Annotated in this window: 16 protein-coding genes; 9 read left to right on the forward strand and 7 right to left on the reverse strand. The window is 58.8% G+C overall.

Annotated elements, in window-relative coordinates:
* Window positions 1–55: 55 nt before the first annotated feature.
* From ACTJK5_RS03130 to ACTJK5_RS03150, 5 genes are all read right to left on the reverse strand, one after another.
* Window positions 56–1,114, reverse strand: a complete 1,059-nt coding sequence (locus ACTJK5_RS03130) for an ABC transporter ATP-binding protein (protein WP_062440456.1) — start codon at window positions 1,112–1,114, stop codon at window positions 56–58.
* Between the two features lie 9 nt (window positions 1,115–1,123).
* On the reverse strand, window positions 1,124–1,906 hold the full coding sequence (locus tag ACTJK5_RS03135) for an ABC transporter permease (RefSeq protein WP_062426477.1): 783 nt from the start codon (window positions 1,904–1,906) through the stop codon (window positions 1,124–1,126).
* Window positions 1,903–2,793 (reverse strand): ABC transporter permease, encoded by an 891-nt coding sequence (locus ACTJK5_RS03140; RefSeq protein ID WP_062426478.1) that lies wholly within the window; start codon window positions 2,791–2,793, stop codon window positions 1,903–1,905. Before ACTJK5_RS03140 ends, ACTJK5_RS03135 begins: the two co-directional genes overlap by 4 nt.
* A gap of 96 nt (window positions 2,794–2,889) precedes the next feature.
* Window positions 2,890–3,996 (reverse strand): ABC transporter substrate-binding protein, encoded by a 1,107-nt coding sequence (locus tag ACTJK5_RS03145; RefSeq protein ID WP_062440462.1) that lies wholly within the window; start codon window positions 3,994–3,996, stop codon window positions 2,890–2,892.
* A gap of 227 nt (window positions 3,997–4,223) precedes the next feature.
* Window positions 4,224–5,105, reverse strand: a complete 882-nt coding sequence (locus ACTJK5_RS03150; RefSeq protein ID WP_062426480.1) for a MurR/RpiR family transcriptional regulator — start codon at window positions 5,103–5,105, stop codon at window positions 4,224–4,226.
* A gap of 177 nt (window positions 5,106–5,282) precedes the next feature.
* Here ACTJK5_RS03150 and ACTJK5_RS03155 point away from each other — a divergent pair, with 177 nt between their 5' ends.
* From ACTJK5_RS03155 to ACTJK5_RS03185, 7 genes are all read left to right on the forward strand, one after another.
* Window positions 5,283–6,056 carry an N-formylglutamate amidohydrolase gene (locus ACTJK5_RS03155; protein WP_113177749.1) on the forward strand — a complete coding sequence of 258 codons (774 nt, stop codon included), beginning with the start codon at window positions 5,283–5,285 and terminating at the stop codon, window positions 6,054–6,056.
* A gap of 194 nt (window positions 6,057–6,250) precedes the next feature.
* Complete coding sequence (locus tag ACTJK5_RS03160; protein ID WP_113327969.1) at window positions 6,251–7,765, forward strand: amino acid permease; 1,515 nt, start codon at window positions 6,251–6,253, stop codon at window positions 7,763–7,765.
* 71 nt (window positions 7,766–7,836) lie between these two features.
* Window positions 7,837–9,204: a glutamine synthetase family protein gene (locus ACTJK5_RS03165; RefSeq protein ID WP_062426482.1), complete on the forward strand. Its 1,368-nt coding sequence runs from the start codon at window positions 7,837–7,839 to the stop codon at window positions 9,202–9,204.
* Window positions 9,205–9,221: 17 nt separating this feature from the next.
* Complete coding sequence (locus ACTJK5_RS03170; RefSeq protein WP_440611827.1) at window positions 9,222–10,610, forward strand: aldehyde dehydrogenase family protein; 1,389 nt, start codon at window positions 9,222–9,224, stop codon at window positions 10,608–10,610.
* The gene (locus ACTJK5_RS03175; RefSeq protein ID WP_130979021.1) at window positions 10,607–11,752 is read left to right on the forward strand and encodes an iron-containing alcohol dehydrogenase; all 1,146 of its coding nucleotides are present in this window, start codon (window positions 10,607–10,609) and stop codon (window positions 11,750–11,752) included. Before ACTJK5_RS03170 ends, ACTJK5_RS03175 begins: the two co-directional genes overlap by 4 nt.
* Before the next feature lie 127 nt (window positions 11,753–11,879).
* Entirely contained in the window at window positions 11,880–12,356 is a 477-nt protein-coding gene (locus ACTJK5_RS03180; RefSeq protein WP_113177743.1) for a VOC family protein, read from the forward strand.
* 152 nt (window positions 12,357–12,508) lie between these two features.
* Entirely contained in the window at window positions 12,509–13,219 is a 711-nt protein-coding gene (locus ACTJK5_RS03185; protein ID WP_112956666.1) for a ParA family protein, read from the forward strand.
* Window positions 13,220–13,309: 90 nt separating this feature from the next.
* Here ACTJK5_RS03185 and ACTJK5_RS03190 read toward each other — a convergent pair whose 3' ends face one another.
* Window positions 13,310–13,705 carry a helix-turn-helix domain-containing protein gene (locus ACTJK5_RS03190; RefSeq protein WP_113260356.1) on the reverse strand — a complete coding sequence of 132 codons (396 nt, stop codon included), beginning with the start codon at window positions 13,703–13,705 and terminating at the stop codon, window positions 13,310–13,312.
* Entirely contained in the window at window positions 13,705–14,001 is a 297-nt protein-coding gene (locus ACTJK5_RS03195) for a type II toxin-antitoxin system HigB family toxin (RefSeq protein WP_440611828.1), read from the reverse strand. Before ACTJK5_RS03195 ends, ACTJK5_RS03190 begins: the two co-directional genes overlap by 1 nt.
* Window positions 14,002–14,167: 166 nt before the next feature.
* On the opposite strand from ACTJK5_RS03195, the gene ACTJK5_RS03200 reads away from it, so the two are divergent.
* Complete coding sequence (locus ACTJK5_RS03200) at window positions 14,168–14,788, forward strand: TetR/AcrR family transcriptional regulator (RefSeq protein WP_440611829.1); 621 nt, start codon at window positions 14,168–14,170, stop codon at window positions 14,786–14,788.
* Between the two features lie 48 nt (window positions 14,789–14,836).
* Entirely contained in the window at window positions 14,837–16,066 is a 1,230-nt protein-coding gene (locus ACTJK5_RS03205; protein ID WP_440611830.1) for an MFS transporter, read from the forward strand.
* Window position 16,067 lies beyond the last annotated feature (1 nt).

Below are 16,067 nucleotides of genomic sequence, written 5' to 3' on the forward strand. Positions count from 1 at the left end.
GGTGCCTCCTGATCTGGCCCGGAGTTACCCGGTTTTTCGGCCCCGAAACAGTGCGCTACTCTGCTACAATCATCAAATCTTCTGATGCAAAGTGCAGCGTGATCCTCTCGCCTATGGCAGGTGGCGCCGTGCCGGGATCGTTGAACATGTCGAAGGAAAGCACGCTGCCGCCGACATCGAGACGGGTTCGGATGACCGAGCCGAGGAAGTGGCTTGAGGTAACGACGCCGGAAATGGCGACATCGCCCTTGGCGCTTTCTGCAAGTGATCCTGCCTCCGGACGAAGCGCAACGGTGACCTTCTCACCATTGGCTTTTGCAAGCGGTTTTTGCAGCGATACTTTCTGATCGCCGATCAGAATCGTGCTCGTCGTTGCATCGACAACGGTGGCATCGATCAGGTTCAGCGTGCCGACGAAGGAGGCCACGAAGCGGGTGGCGGGGTTGTTGTAGATCTCGAAGGGCGAGCCGATCTGGTCTGCGCGGCCGGCATTCATCACCACGATGCGGTCGGAAATTGACAGGGCTTCTTCCTGGTCATGGGTGACGAAGATGGTGGTGATTCCAAGTTTGCGCTGGATCTGACGGATTTCTTCGCGAAGCGACACGCGGATCTTGGCGTCGAGTGCGGAAAGCGGTTCATCGAGAAGCAGGACTTCCGGCTTTGGTGCCAGCGCGCGGGCAAGCGCAACGCGCTGCTGCTGACCACCGGACATCTGGAAGGGGTAACGGTCTGCCAGATGTTCGAGATGGATGAGCGCCAGCATTTCCTTCACGCGCGCATCGATTTCCGACCTTGGCTTGCCCGCAACCTTGAGGCCGAAGGCGACGTTTTCGCGGACATTCATGTTGGGAAACAGCGCATAGGCCTGGAACACCATGCCGATATTGCGCTGATTGGGACGAAGCGTTGTCTGGTCCTTGCCATTGATAACGATGGCGCCATCGCTTGGCGTCTCGAAGCCTGCGATCATGCGCAGGACCGTCGTCTTGCCGCAACCGGATGGGCCGAGGAAGGAAACGAATTCCCCCTTCTCGATGGCCATGTTGAAGTCATGCACGACCTGCACCGGACCAAAGGACTTCTTAATGTGCGTGAGTGTCAAAAAGCTCATGTAAAATCCTCAGGCCTTGGGAGGCGCGCCCTTCTGGTAGCGGGAGACGAGTTGGATGAGACCGAGGCAACCCCAGGTGATGCCGAAGGAGATGACGGCAAGGGCAGCGGGCTCGTAGGCTCTATTTGCGCCGAGAAGCTGCATATAGGGGCCGAAGGCCGGTCGGTTCAAAAGCGCTGCCATGGTGAATTCACCGATGACGATGGCAAAGGTCAGGAAGGCGCCAGAAAGAACAGCCACCAGCACGTTCGGCAAAATGATCCGGGCAAGAATGGTGGTCCAGCCAGCACCAAGGCTCTGCGCTGCTTCGGTGAGCGTGCCGATATCGATGGTGCGCAGACCCGTATCAACGGCGCGGTACATGTAGGGCAGCGCAAGCGTCGTGTAACCGAACATCAACAGCAGGTTGGTACCGGAGGTCGTACCCGTCAGAGGTAGCCAGCTGGAGGTGTTATAAAGGCGGATATAGCCAAAGACGATGACGATGGCGGGGATGACGAGAGGCAACAGCGTGATGAATTCGATCACGGGGCGCAGTGTCGGCAGTTTCAGCCGTACCCAATAGGCGGTTGGCACCACCAGCAGCACACCGAAGACGATGGTGACGAGCGCCATGATGACCGAGTAGGTGAAGGTCTCCTGAAAGCGCGGATCGCTCAGGACCACGGCATAGGCATCGAAGGAGTAGACGCCGCGCCGCATCTTCAGCGAGAAGTTGGTCATGCCGATCAGCGGCAAGGCAAAATAGAGGATGCCGAAGAGGAGGGCGCCCCAGGCAAAAATCCGCTTCATTTCAGCCACCTCTCACTGCGCGTGCGCATCCAGATGTAAAGCGTGTTGGCGATACAGGTGACGATGATCATGCCGAAGGCCAGCGCATAGCCGAGATTGGGGTTGCCGAGAACGTCACCGCGGATCTGGGCAAAGAGCAGGATCGGAACGATGTTGAGCGACGAGCCGGTGAGCGCAATCGCGGTTGCGACGGCGCCAAAGGCGTTGGCGAAGAGAAGCGAGAAGGTGCCGAGGATTGACGGCAGCAGGATGGGAAACGCCACCATGCGCCAATATTGCCAGCCGCTGGCGCCGAGAATTTCGGCCGCCTCGCGCCATTCGCGCTTCAGGCCGTCGAGGGCTGGCGTGATGATGAGGATCATCAGCGGGATCTGGAAGAACAGATAGGTAATCGTCAGGCCCCAGAAGGACAGGATGTTGAAGCCCATCACGCGCAGGTCGATGCCGAGCTGGGTCTTGAGAAACAGCGTCACGAGGCCGACCGGGCCGAGTGTGGCGATGAAGGCGAAGGCGAGAGGCACGCCTGCAAATTGCGACGCGACACCGGAAAAGGTCAAAAGCGGCGCACGGATTTTCTGCGGCAAGCCGCCCAACACGACGGCGGAGGCCACGGCAAAACCAATCAGACAGCCAAGCGCTGCGGAGGCAACGCTGATCTTGATCGATATCCAGTAGGCCGCGAGAATGGAGGGCGTGAAGAGCCCGATGATGTTGTCAAAGGTGAAGCTGCCGTCCGGGCTCTGAAACGCGCCGATGACGATCTTCATCGTCGGCATGATCAGGAAAAGCAGGACAAAAATGGCGAAAGGCAAAATGCCGAGCCATTCGAGCTTCGGCCGATAGCGCCGTTTCACCGGCAGTGCTGTGCCAGTATCTGCTGATGACATGCTGTCCCCAATGCCGCGATCATCGCGGTCTCGTTCTTTATATGCAGCAGGCCGCCCCGGAGTTTTCATGCCGGGGCAGCCATTGGTCTTTACGTTTTACTTGACGTTCGCGCCGACAACCTTGTCCCAGCCGCCGGTAACCGCTGCCTTGTTGGCATCGACATCTTCCAGCGTCGGGAAGGTGGCCTTTTCATAGGCTGCCGGAGGCGGCAGGGCGTCGAGAAGGTCCTTCGGGATCTTGTTGGCCTTGGCAAGCGCGTTGAAGCGGATCGGATGGCAGAAGCCCTTCAGCCAGCCGAGCTGACCGTCGTCAGAGTAGAGGTGCTCCATCCACAGCTTCGCAGCGTTCGGATGCGGCGCGTAGGCGGAGATGCCCTGCACGTAGACGCCAGCCAGGACGCCCTTTTCAGGAACGACGACTTCGGTCGGCGGGTTGCCGTTCAGGGTCTTTGCCCAGCCGAGAGCGTTGTAGTCCCAGGCGATCACGATTGGCGTCGCACCCTGTGCCAGCGTCCCGGCCTTGCCTATGACGGGAACGAAGTTGCCAGCCTTGTTGAGGTCGGCGAAGTACTTCAGACCGGCTTCACCAGCTTCCTTGCCGTCCTTGGCGCCCGTGGAGAGGCCAGCGGCGAGAACGCCGAGGATCGCCTGGTTGGAGGCGCGTGGGTCGCCAGCAAGCGCAACCTGTCCGGCATATTCCGGCTTCAGAAGATCGGACCAATCCTTCGGCGAATTGCTGACGAGGTCCTTGTTCACGAAGAAGGACATGACACCGTAATAGTCGCCATACCAGTAGCCTTCGGCATCCTTGACGTTGTCTGGAATTTCGTCCCAGGTGGAGACCTTGTAAGGCTGCAGAAGGCCTTCCTTCTTTGCCTGCGGACCGAAGGCCAGACCAACGTCGATCACGTCAGGCGCCTGTGGGCCCTTGTTGTCCTTGTTGGCCTTGATGGCTTCGATTTCGTCGGCCGAGCCCGCGTCCGGGTTCAGCTCGTTCACCTGAATTTCCGGGTACTTAGCCTTGAAAGACGCGATGACGTCGCCGTATCCACACCAGTCGTGCGGCAGGGCGATGGTCGTCAGCATGCCTTCTTTCTTGGCAGCTGCGATGAGTTCTTCGCTTGGTGCTGCCGTGGCGATTGCCGTGGTGGCAAGCACGATTGCGGTGGTAAGCGAAAGCAGTCGGCGGCTGTGCGAGATCACTTTGGTTCTCCTCTTCGTGTCTCATGCGTCGGCGGACGCTGTACGTGGCTTGCATGAATGTGATGTGACGGTTGTAAGGGTGCTCATCGCGGTCACGCTAGCCCCGTTTGGGCCTCCTCGCCATCATTACGTCACTTTTTTGTCATGTTGCGGTGTGTGCGACATTTGTCGTTCTGCTTGCGTCTTCTCCCTTTTGTCCTCTTAGTCGGTTTCGATCGTCCGGCTTGTCACCCTCGATCGGGTTTTCTGAACAGGCGTGTCTGCTCGAAAAGGCCTTCAAGCGCGTTCATGCGCTGGCGGGTCTCGTCCCATCCATTGCTCTGCACCGCCTCGATCAAAGCTTCGACGACGAAGAGCGTGACGACCGAGCTGTCCCATGCGGACGGCGCTTCGATCTTCACCCGGAAGGTGTGTTTGGCAAAGCGGGAGACTGGTGATGTCCACTGGTCGGTGAACAGAAGAATGCTGACATCGTTGTCATGCGCCACCTGGGCGAGCGTCACCATATCCTGCTCATAGCGACGGATATCGAAGATCACCAACACGTCGCCGGCGCTCATGTTCAGCATATATTGCGGCCATGAGCTGGAGTTGGATGACATCAGTGCCGTCTTCGGGCGGATGACCTGCATATGGGTGAAGAAATATTCCGCAATCGCGCCGGTGATGCGCCCGCCGACGAAATAGATGCCGCGCTTTCTGTCCGAGAGAAGTGCGGCCGCATTGTCGAAATCGGCCGTATCCAGATCGCTCAGCGTATCGCGCAGATTGTTGGTGATGGCAGCGGCGAAGCGGTTGAGGATATGCAGGCCAGGCGCGTTGCTCGCCCATCTGTCATGCTTGGCAATCGGGTTGGAAATGGTGGCTTCCAGCTCCTGGTGGAGGCTTGCCTGAAACTCAGGGTAACCCTTGTAGCCGAGCTTCTGCACCATGCGGGCAACGGTCGGGGTGGAGACGCCAGCATTTTCCGCAACAGTGGTGATACTGCCAAGGCCGGACACGGGGTAGTTCGCAAGCAGGCTCTCCGCGAGCTGCCTTTCGGCACGCGTCAAACCCTCATAATGGGTCTGGATAACCTCCGACACCGTCGCAGACGACGTGTTGCTCAAATTCTTCCCCTTTTCCGGTTTTGTCACCGGGTTTTGCGCAGGATTAAGATACGCAGTTGCGGCGGAGTCAATCGGAAAAATGAAGAGAAAATTTCAAAAATCCATTTGACACTTTGGCGTATGTGAAGAATTCTCTTCGCGTCGTTGGGGAACGGCAAAACCAGATGGGGTACGACCATGACGGTTCGTTCGCAATTTTTCCACGCCGACGAAGGTGACGCAGTCGCGGTGGAAAACGAAACGGGGAAAAGCCGGGTGCTGCTCGTCTGCGAGCACGCCTCGAAAACGCTTCCCGCCCGTTATGGCGATCTCGGTCTTGCCGAGGATGTCTTGTCGAGCCACATTGCCTGGGACCCTGGCGCGCTTTCGGTGGCGCGTCTTCTGTCTCAGAAGCTCGATGCAGCGCTCATCTTTCAGCGGTTTTCGCGACTGATCTATGACTGCAATCGTCCGCCGGAATCGGCCTCCGCCATGCCGGTCGTAAGCGAGATCTATAACATTCCGGGCAACGCCGATCTGGATGAGGCCGAACGGTTTCTCCGAACTGCCGCCCTCTACGTCCCGTTCCATGAAGCCGTTTCCAGCCTCGTGGAAAAGCGGAAGATCCTCGGCATCGAGAGCGTCATCGTGACCATTCACAGTTTTACGCCGGTCTATCATGGGCGGGTGCGTGAGGTGGAAATCGGCATCCTGCATGACAGGGACTCGCGTCTTGCCGATGCGATGCTCGCCGACCGGGGAGGGGCCTCTTTCAAGGTTGAGCGCAATGAGCCCTATGGGCCTGAGGACGGCGTAACCCACACGCTCCGTCTGCACGCGCTGCCGGAGGGTCTGTTGAATGTGATGATCGAAGTTCGCAACGATCTCATCGCAGACAAGGCGGGACAGCGTGCCGCTGCCGACTATTTAGGTGAAAGCCTCGAAAGAGCGCTTGCCAGCATAGGAGACTAGACTTGGATGTCGGCAGGTTACCCTGCCGAAGATAATGTGCCGTGTGGTCCAGAACGCCAAAAATGGCGCACGCCAGACGGGATAGGGAACAGCAGATGCATGCGGCCGGTGGGAAGGTCCCGCCAGCCGAACTGGGGCAAAATCGGCCAATCCGGCTGACTGCCTGCTTTTTTCTTGATCAGGAGAGACAAGGCATGGACAGTTCATCATCCGGCGTCAGCTATAAAAAGGCAGACGCATCCTATTTCGAAAAGCGTGGACTATCGCGTTATGCGGGCGTCTGGTCGCTGTGGGCGCTCGGCGTCGGCGCCGTCATTTCCGGACATTTTTCCGGCTGGAATTTCGGCTTTGCCACCGGCGGCTGGGGCGGCATGCTGGTGGCGGGTATTATCATCGCCATCATGTATCTGGGCCTGACCTTTTCCATTGCGGAAATGAGCCCGGCGTTGCCGCACACCGGTGCGGCTTATTCTTTTGCGCGTACTGCGATGGGGCCTTGGGGAGGCTTCATTACCGGGCTTTGCGAGAACGTCGAATATGTTCTGACCCCCGCCGTCATCGTCACTTTCATCACGGCCTATGTGAATTCCATTCTCGGGCTCGATCCAGTCTATTCGCCGCTTCTGTGGGTGTTGTTCTACATCATCTTCCTGGCGCTCAACGTCTTCGGGCTTGAGCTCTCCTTCAAGGTGACATTGGTCATCACGCTGATTTCGCTCGGCGTTCTGGTGTTCTTCTGGATCAGCGCCATTCCCAACATCGATTTCTCCCGCTGGGCACTGAATATCGGCGTCGGGCCGGACGGCAAGGCAGTGGAATTGCCGGAGGGCAATGGCTCCTTCTTCCCGTTCGGCATTTCCGGCGTTCTGGCGACACTTCCGTTTGCCGTCTGGCTGTTCCTGGCGATCGAACAGTTGCCGCTCGCAGCCGAGGAGTCGGTCGATCCCAAGCGCGACATGCCGAAGGGCATCATTCTCGGCATCATCACGCTGATGGTTTCCGCCTTCATGATCGTGCTGCTCAATCCATCGCTTCCCGGTGTCGGCGCGTTCCACCTCAGTTCGGCATTGGAGCCGCTGCTGGATGGCTTCAAGGCGGTCTATGGCGATAGCGGCGTGGTGTTGCTGGGTCTCGTGGCTTTGACCGGCCTCATCGCCAGCTTCCACACCATCCTTTATGCGCAAGGGCGGCAGATCTATTCGCTCTCGCGCGCTGGCTATTTCCCGACAGCATTGTCCATCACCCACTCCAAGTTCAAGACACCGCATGTCGCCATGTTGACGGGTGCGATCGTCGGCTTGGGTGTCATGATGATCATCTGGTTCGCCCTCGGTGCGGAGCAGGGCGGCAGCATCATCGGCAGCGTGTTGCTGAACATGGCCGTGTTCGGCGCGATGTTCTCCTACATCATGCAGGCGATCTCCTTCATTCTGCTGCGCAAGAACCTGCCGCATATCGAACGGCCGTTCCGTTCGCCACTTGGCGTTCCAGGTGCGGTGCTCACCATCATCATCGCCGTCGTGACACTGCTTTATCAGGTGCAAGACCCGAACTTCACCAAGGGTGTCTTGTGGGTGGCGATCTGGTTTGCCGTGGCGATCGCCTATTTCGCCATCATCGGTCGTCATCGCCTGATCCTCTCGCCGGAGGAAGAGTTTGCGATGGAGCACAAGCAGGCTGCACTCAAAGCGTCTGCCGCGAAGGCCTGAAGATCAAACGAGAAGGGCGGCGCTGTTAGGGCCGCCCTTTGACAAAAACCAACATAGGGAACAACGAGATCATGACGACCTACACATTCGACGAGTTGAAGAAGGATGTCGCCGAAGGGCGCATCGACACGGTTCTGGCGTGCCTCGTGGATATGCAGGGTCGCCTGATGGGCAAGCGGTTCCAGGGGCAGTTCTTTGTCGAGAGTGCGTATGATGAAACGCATTGCTGCAACTATCTGCTCGCCACCGACATGGAGATGGAGACCGTCCCCGGCTATAGAGCCACGAGCTGGGAGAAAGGCTACGGTGACTACACGCTGAAGCCGGACATGGCGACGCTGCGTCGGGTGCCTTGGCTGGAAGGAACAGCGCTCGTTATCTGCGATGCCTATGATCATCACACCCACGCCGAAGTGCCGCATTCGCCGCGTGCGATGCTGAAAAGCCAGGTGGCCCGGCTCGAGGCCATGGGGCTCAAAGCCTATATGGCAAGCGAGCTTGAGTTCTTCCTCTTCGACCAGAGCTTCGAGTCGGTACGTGCCAGCGGCTATCGCAACCTCAATCCGGCCAGCGCCTATAATGAGGATTACCACATCTTCCAGACCACCAAGGAGGAGGAGGTGATGCGCGCCATCCGCAACGGTCTGCAAGGGGCTGGCATTCCGGTGGAAAACACCAAGGGCGAAGCGTCCGCCGGTCAGGAAGAAATCAATGTGCGTTATGCCGACGCACTGACTATGGCTGACCGCCATGCCATCATCAAGAATGCCACCAAGGAGATCGCCTGGTCCAAAGGCAAGTCCGTGACCTTCCTTGCCAAGTGGAACTATAGCGCTGCTGGCAGCTCCTCGCACATTCACCAGTCACTCTGGAGCCTGGATGGCAAGACATCGAAGTTCTTCGATAAGGATGCTGATCACGGCATGTCTGAGATGATGAAGCATTATGTGGCGGGGCTTCTGGCGCATGCGAGCGAGATTACCTATTTCCTTGCGCCGTATATCAACTCCTACAAGCGTTACATGGCCGGCACATTTGCGCCGACCAAGGCAGTCTGGAGCATGGACAACCGTACGGCAGGGTATCGTCTGTGTGGCGATGGCACCAAGGGCATTCGCATCGAGTGCCGTGTAGGTGGCTCCGATCTCAATCCACATCTTGCCATGGCAGCACTGCTTGCGGCCGGCATTGACGGCATCGAGAAGAAGATGGAACTTGAGCCGCAATTCGTCGGCGACGCCTATGGCGGAAAGGAAGTCCGGGAGATCCCGAAAACGCTTCGCGACGCCACGGATCACCTGAACGGTTCCGCCATGCTGCGCGGGGCTTTCGGGGACGACGTGATCGACCACTATGTGCGTGCCGCAAAGTGGGAACAGGAAGAATATGATCGCCGCGTGACCGACTGGGAAGTCGCGCGCGGTTTCGAAAGAGCATAACAGGCTAGGAACATATCATGGTCATGATCCAGAATATCTCGCCGATCGACGGCTCGGTCTATGCCGAACGGGAGGCGATGTCGCTGGATGCGGCGCGCGGCGCCGTGTTGAAGGCGCGGGCTGCGCAAAAAGCGTGGGCACGCCGCCCTTTGGAAGAACGCGTTCAACTGGTTTTGAAGGGCGTGGCGCGCCTCAACGAAATGGTGGATGAGGTGGTACCGGAACTGGCCCACATGATGGGCCGCCCGGTTCGCTATGGCGGGGAGTTCAAAGGCTTCAACGAACGCTCGAATTACGTCGCCTCGATTGCCGCCGACGCACTGGCGCCGCTTGTGATCGAGGAGAGTGGCAATTTCGAACGCCGCATCGAGCGCGAAGCGCATGGCGTGGTCTTCGTCATCGCGCCTTGGAACTACCCCTATATGACGGCGATCAACACGGTGGCGCCAGCGCTGATGGCCGGCAATACCGTCGTCATCAAACATGCGGCGCAGACGCTTCTTGTCGGCGAGCGCATGGTGCGCGCTTTTGTCGAGGCGGGTGTTCCCGATGATGTGTTTGTGAATGTCTTCCTCGATCACCAGACAACGTCTGCACTGATCTCAGAAGGGCTGTTCAACTTCGTCAATTTCACCGGATCGGTGGAAGGCGGGCGCGCCATCGAGCGCGCGGCGGCTGGCACCTTTACCGGTCTTGGACTGGAGCTTGGCGGCAAGGACCCAGGCTATGTCATGGAAGATGCCGACCTCGATGCGGCGGTCGATACGCTGATGGATGGGGCGACCTATAATTCCGGCCAGTGCTGCTGCGGCATCGAGCGCATCTATGTCAACGAAGCGCTCTATGATGCCTTTGTCGAAAAGTCCGTGGCCTGGGTGTCCAACTACAAGCTTGGCAACCCGCTGGAGCAGGAAACGACGCTAGGCCCGATGGCCAACAAGCGTTTCGCCAAGGTGGTGCGCCAACAGGTGGCTGACGCTGTTGCGAAGGGCGCCAAGGCGCTCGTCGATCCGAAGCTCTTCGCCGCTGACGACGGCGAGAGTGCCTATGTTGCGCCGCAGGTGCTGATCGATGTCGATCACTCCATGGAGTTCATGACGGAAGAGACCTTTGGCCCAGCGGTCGGCATCATGAAGGCGAAGAATGACGAGGAAGCCATCCGGCTGATGAACGACAGCAGATACGGCCTGACCGCCTCGCTGTGGACCCAGGATGCCGGACGGGCAGGGCGCATCGGCCGCGAGATCGAAACGGGCACCGTCTTCATGAACCGTGCGGATTATCTCGATCCGGCGCTCTGCTGGACAGGCGTCAAGGAAACCGGACGCGGCGGTTCGCTCTCCGTCATCGGCTTCCAGAACCTGACTCGTCCAAAATCATACCATCTGAAGAAAGTCACGAAATGAACATCGTCGCAAACTGGAGCTATCCGACCCCCATCAAGCTCGGGCGTGGCCGCATCAAGGAACTGGCGGATGCCTGCAAGACGCTCGGCATCAAGAAGCCGCTTCTGGTCACGGATCGCGGTCTTGCCGGCATGGCGATCACCGGCCATGCGCTGGATATTCTTGACGAGGCGGGACTTGGCCGCGCGATCTTCTCCGACGTCGATCCGAACCCGAACGAGATCAATCTCGAGGCGGGTGTGAAGGCCTTCAAGGATGGCGGTCACGATGGCGTCGTGGCCTTCGGCGGCGGGTCGGGCCTTGATCTCGGCAAGGCTGTCGCCTTCATGGCGGGGCAGACGCGACCGGTTTGGGACTTTGAGGATGTTGGCGACTGGTGGACGCGCGCCAATTCCGATGGGATCGCACCGATTGTAGCGGTGCCGACGACGGCTGGAACGGGTTCTGAAGTGGGACGCGCCAGCGTCATTACCAACTCCAAGACCCATGTGAAGAAGATCATCTTCCATCCAAAATTCCTGCCGGGCGTCGTCATCTGCGACCCGGAACTGACCGTCGGCATGCCGAAGGTCATAACCGCAGGCACCGGCATGGATGCGTTCGCCCATTGCCTGGAAGCCTATTCCTCGCCCTTCTATCACCCGATGAGCCAGGGTATTGCCCTGGAAGGCATGCGGCTGATCAAGGAGTTCCTGCCTAGGGCTTACAAGGACGGCACGGATATCGAAGCGCGCACCAACATGATGGCGGCAGCCGCCATGGGTGCGGTCTCCTTCCAGAAGGGTCTCGGCGCGATCCATTCGCTGTCGCATCCGATCGGTGCCGTCTACAATACCCATCACGGCATGACGAATGCTGTGGTGATGCCTGCCGTGCTGCGCTTCAATCGCCCGGCGATCGAAGACAAGATCGCGCGTGCGGCGGCCTATCTCGGCATTGAGGGCGGGTTCGACGGCTTCTACGATTACGTGCTGGAGCTTCGCAAGGAACTTGGCGTGCCTGAGAGCCTCACGGCCATGGGCATCAAGCCGGATCGTATCGACGAGCTGACAGCTGAGGCGATCAAGGATCCGAGCTGCGGTGGCAACCCGGTCGAAATGACGCTGGAGAACACCAAGGCCTTGTTCGAGGCTTGTTTCTGATCGATGGAGGCGGGACGTGCCGCGTCCCGCCTTGTCCATTTCCGGTACCAGAGTGCAAGCTCCATCCTCCAATATCGCCATATTCTGATAAACGCGCTATGATCCTTTCTCCACGGGAGGAAGGATCATGAGCAAGAATACGATCTGCATCTGGTACGACAAAGACGCCGAGGCTGCGGCCCGGTTTTATGCCGAGACCTTTCCGGACAGTTCGGTTGGCGCGGTTACACGTGCGCCCGGCGATTATCCGAGTGGCAGCCAGGGTGACATTCTGGTGGTGGAATTCACTGTCGCAGGCATCCCCTGCATCGGACTGAATGGCGGCCCGACCTTCAAGCACAGCGAAGCGTTTTCCTTCCAGATCGCAACCGACGATCAGGAAGAGACCGACCGCTATTGGAACGCCATCGTCGGCAATGGCGGGCAGGAAAGCGAGTGCGGCTGGTGCAAGGACCGGTGGGGCATTTCCTGGCAAATCACGCCGCGCACGCTGCTCGAAGCGTTGGCTGCAGGCGGAGGGGAAGCCAAGCGTGCCTTCGCGGCGATGATGACGATGAAGAAAATCGATGTGGCAACGATCGAGGCTGCCCGGCGCGGCGACTGACCTGTGGCATAGGTATCGATTCTAGATGAGGCCGCGCTGCTTCAGAGGTGTTTCCAATTTGTTAACCATATTGGTTAACACTCTATCAAGCACCATGCTTCGGTGCATTCCAGAGCATCGCATTACAAAGGCTCTGACATCTCGGGGTCACCATGACAGTCATCACATTCGCCAACACAAAGGGTGGGGCCGGCAAGACCACTGCGGTTCTTCTGCTCGCAACGGAACTGGCCCGCACAGGCCACCGCGTCACCGTTCTCGATGCCGACCCGCAGCTTTGGATTTCGCACTGGTTTGAAATCTCCGGCTCGATCAACAATCTCAGTGTCATATCAAACGTGACGATGGCCTCGCTGGAAGGCCATATCCGTGAGAACCGGTCCAATACCGACTGTTTTATCATTGATCTGCCTGGCACCAAGAGCCCGCTCTTGACGATGGCGCTCGGCATTTCCGACCATGTCTTGATCCCTGTGCAGGGTTCGGCCATGGACGCCCGTGGGGCAGCGGAAGTGCTCGACCATCTGGCATTTCTCGACGCGAAGATGGGCCGCAAGATCGATCATTCCGTCGTGCTGACGCGCGTCAACGCCATGGTCAGCACGCGTGCGCTGCTTCAGGTGAAGATGCTGCTCGAAAGCCGCAACGTGCGTGTGCTCAACACACCGATTGCCGAACGTGCTGCCTTCCGCGACATCTTCGACCACGGCGGCACGATTGCTGCGCTCGACTGTCAGAAGGTCAGCAATGTCGACAAGGCGCTGGAGAATGTGCGCCTCTTCGCGGCCGAGGTGCTGGCTCTTCTCCCGGCACGCGTCGTTCGTTCGGGTCGGGATTTCAGGTTCGGCCGCAGGGCTGCTTGATCGGCACTGCGATGCAAGCCAGGGCGCTCACCGTCCTGGTTTGCGGTGCCCCCTGTATGATCGCTTCCACGACAACGGGGGTGCTCTGACTTACGCAACGTCCCTTTGCTGGGCTGCGAGATGATAGGGCTTCACCAGACAATCTGCGGGAATCCCCCATTCCTTATGAAGCTTATAGATCATGTCTACGGTCAGGGCGCGCTTCTTGTTCAGCACTTCAGATGCGCGAGAGCGGGAGCCGAAAAGCGCGCCGAGATCCGACTGTGTCCGGCCGGTCATCTCCATATGCGACCTTATTAACTCCACCGGTTCAGGCGCATCGATCGGGTAGTGCGTATCTTCATAGGCCTCTATGAGAGCCGCCAGAATATCGAAGCGTTCCCCTTCAGGCGTTCCCCGTTCCGGCGGATTATCGAAGTAGGGTGAGACCTCGGCAATGGCCCACGCGAGGTCATCATTGCTCCTGATGGCGCGAATGTTATCCATTACACTGTCTCCGGGTTGATCTTGTCATATTCCTTGTGGGTGCCGATGAATTTTATCAGGACCCGTTTATACGCATAAGCAACATGCACGATCAGTCGATATTTGTTTCCCGCGATGTCGAATATGATCCTGTTGTCCGAGACAAAATCGACCGTAGCACCAAATGCGGCCTTTACGTCGGAGGGGCCAGTCCAGTCCGCTTTGCTGACAATTGCATGCCACGTCCTCAGCGGAGTCTCAGCTTGAGAGTGGTGCTCCCAGAAAGCCTTTAACGTTGATTTGGCGATGATCTGCATACATCACCACGTAACACAAAGGGCACGCTCGGGCAAGAAAATTCCCAAATCGGGAACGTTCTGTGGCCTTTTTGATAAGGGGAATTCTCTGTGAGGAGGCCATTCCATGACAAAGGCTGAAAACTTTCGCTTGATTTGGAAACGATCATTTCCTATATCTCGATCCATGACAGAGATTGCGTCTTCAGCATTACCCAATCGCCAGCGCGGCCGACCGCGTGAATTCGATGTCGATGCCGCTATCGACAGGGCGATTGGTGTGTTTTCCGAGCGTGGCTTCCATGCGACCTCGGTGAGTGATCTGACGGAGGCGATGGAACTGACGCAGGGCAGTCTCTACAAGGCGTTCAAGGACAAGAAGGATATCTATATCGCTGCGGTCGAGCGCTATAAGCTGGTGCAGACGAAGCGGTTCGAGGCCAAGGTGCAGGCCGGTGAAAATGGCCGCGAGAGGCTGAGGGCGGCGATGGAGTTTTATGCCGGCAACTCGGCGGGCTCGTCCGGTGAGCAGGGCTGCCTGATCGTCGGGGCTGCCGCCGATCTGGCGTCGCTCGATGCCGACGTGGCGCGCGTGGTGAGGAGCGCCATCGAGGCGCGCGAGAAGATACTGGCCCGCCTTGTGCGGGAAGGGCAGGCGGATGGCTCTGTTATGGGTCGGGGCGACGCGGACGTTTTGGCCAAGACGGCACTCTGCCTGCTGTACGGAATGCGGGTAGTCGGCAAGACCGGCCCCTCACGGGAGGATATGTCTTCGGTCGTGGATGCCGCCATGCGCATTTTCGATTGATCTTTTGTTTAATTTGGAAATGTTTGTTTCCTAATTTGGAGTGACGTTATGGCTTTGAAAGCTGTCGACACGAATGAAGCGGTGGCAGAGACGATGTCGTCCGCCATGATCTTCTTGCTGGCGAGCGCCTGTGGGCTCGTGGCAGCGAACATCTATTATGCGCAGCCCTTGGCAGGCGTGATCGGCCCTGAACTCGGCCTGTCAGCGGCAGCGACTGGATTGATCGTGACGCTGACCCAGATCGGCTATGGTCTTGGCCTTCTGTTCGTCGTGCCTCTCGGCGATCTGGTGGAAAATCGCAAGCTGATCGTCGGTACCGTTGCGACAGCGGTTCTGGCGCTGATTGCCGCGGCGCTCGCGCCGCATGCCGGGCCCTTTCTGTTTGCAATGTTCCTCGTCGGCGTCAGTTCGGTGGCGGTACAGATGATCGTACCCTTTGCCGCGCATATGACGCCGGCTGCGATCCGCGGTCGGGTCGTCGGCAATGTCATGAGCGGCTTGATGGTCGGCATCATGCTGGCGCGCCCGGTCTCCAGTGTTCTCTCGGAGTTCGTCTCCTGGCGTGGCGTCTTCCTGGTCTCTGCTGTGGCGATGGGTATTCTGGCAATGGTGCTCTATCGTCAGCTGCCACGGCGCATGCCGGATGCGAAGCTGCCCTATCGTGCGCTTCTGGCATCCATGGCGGAGCTTGCGCGCACGACACCGATCCTGCAGCGGCGGTCTGCCTATCAGGCGGCGATGTTTGGCGCCTTCAGCCTGTTCTGGACGACCACGCCGCTTTATCTGAGCGGCCCGGCTTTCCAACTGACGCAGGGGCAAATTGCGCTCTTTGCCTTGGCGGGTGCGGCCGGTGCGATTGCGGCTCCCCTCGCCGGACGTGTCGCGGATCGCGGCTGGACATGGGGGGCAACGCTCTTTGCGCTCATCACTGCTGCGACGTCCTTCCTCGTCACCCATATCGCACCGGAAGGATCCCATCTGTCTCTGGCGCTGCTGGTTGTCGCCGCCATCATCCTGGACTTTGCCGTCACCACCAATCTGGTGCTGAGCCAGCGTGCCATCTTTGCGCTCGGCGCAGAGTTCCGCAGCCGCCTCAACGGCGTCTTCATGGCAACCTTCTTCATGGGCGGTGCGGTCGGATCGGCGCTTGGCGGCTGGGCCTATTCCCACGGACAGTGGACAGCGGCATCCTGGCTGGGTTTTGCCCTGCCGGTCATGGCTCTCGGCTTCTTCCTGACAGAGCGCAGAAGTGAACAGCGGGCAGTAAGAGTGGGCTGAG

This window comes from Agrobacterium sp. 22094 (assembly GCF_052046015.1).
Classification (GTDB): Bacteria; Pseudomonadota; Alphaproteobacteria; order Rhizobiales; family Rhizobiaceae; genus Agrobacterium; species Agrobacterium cavarae.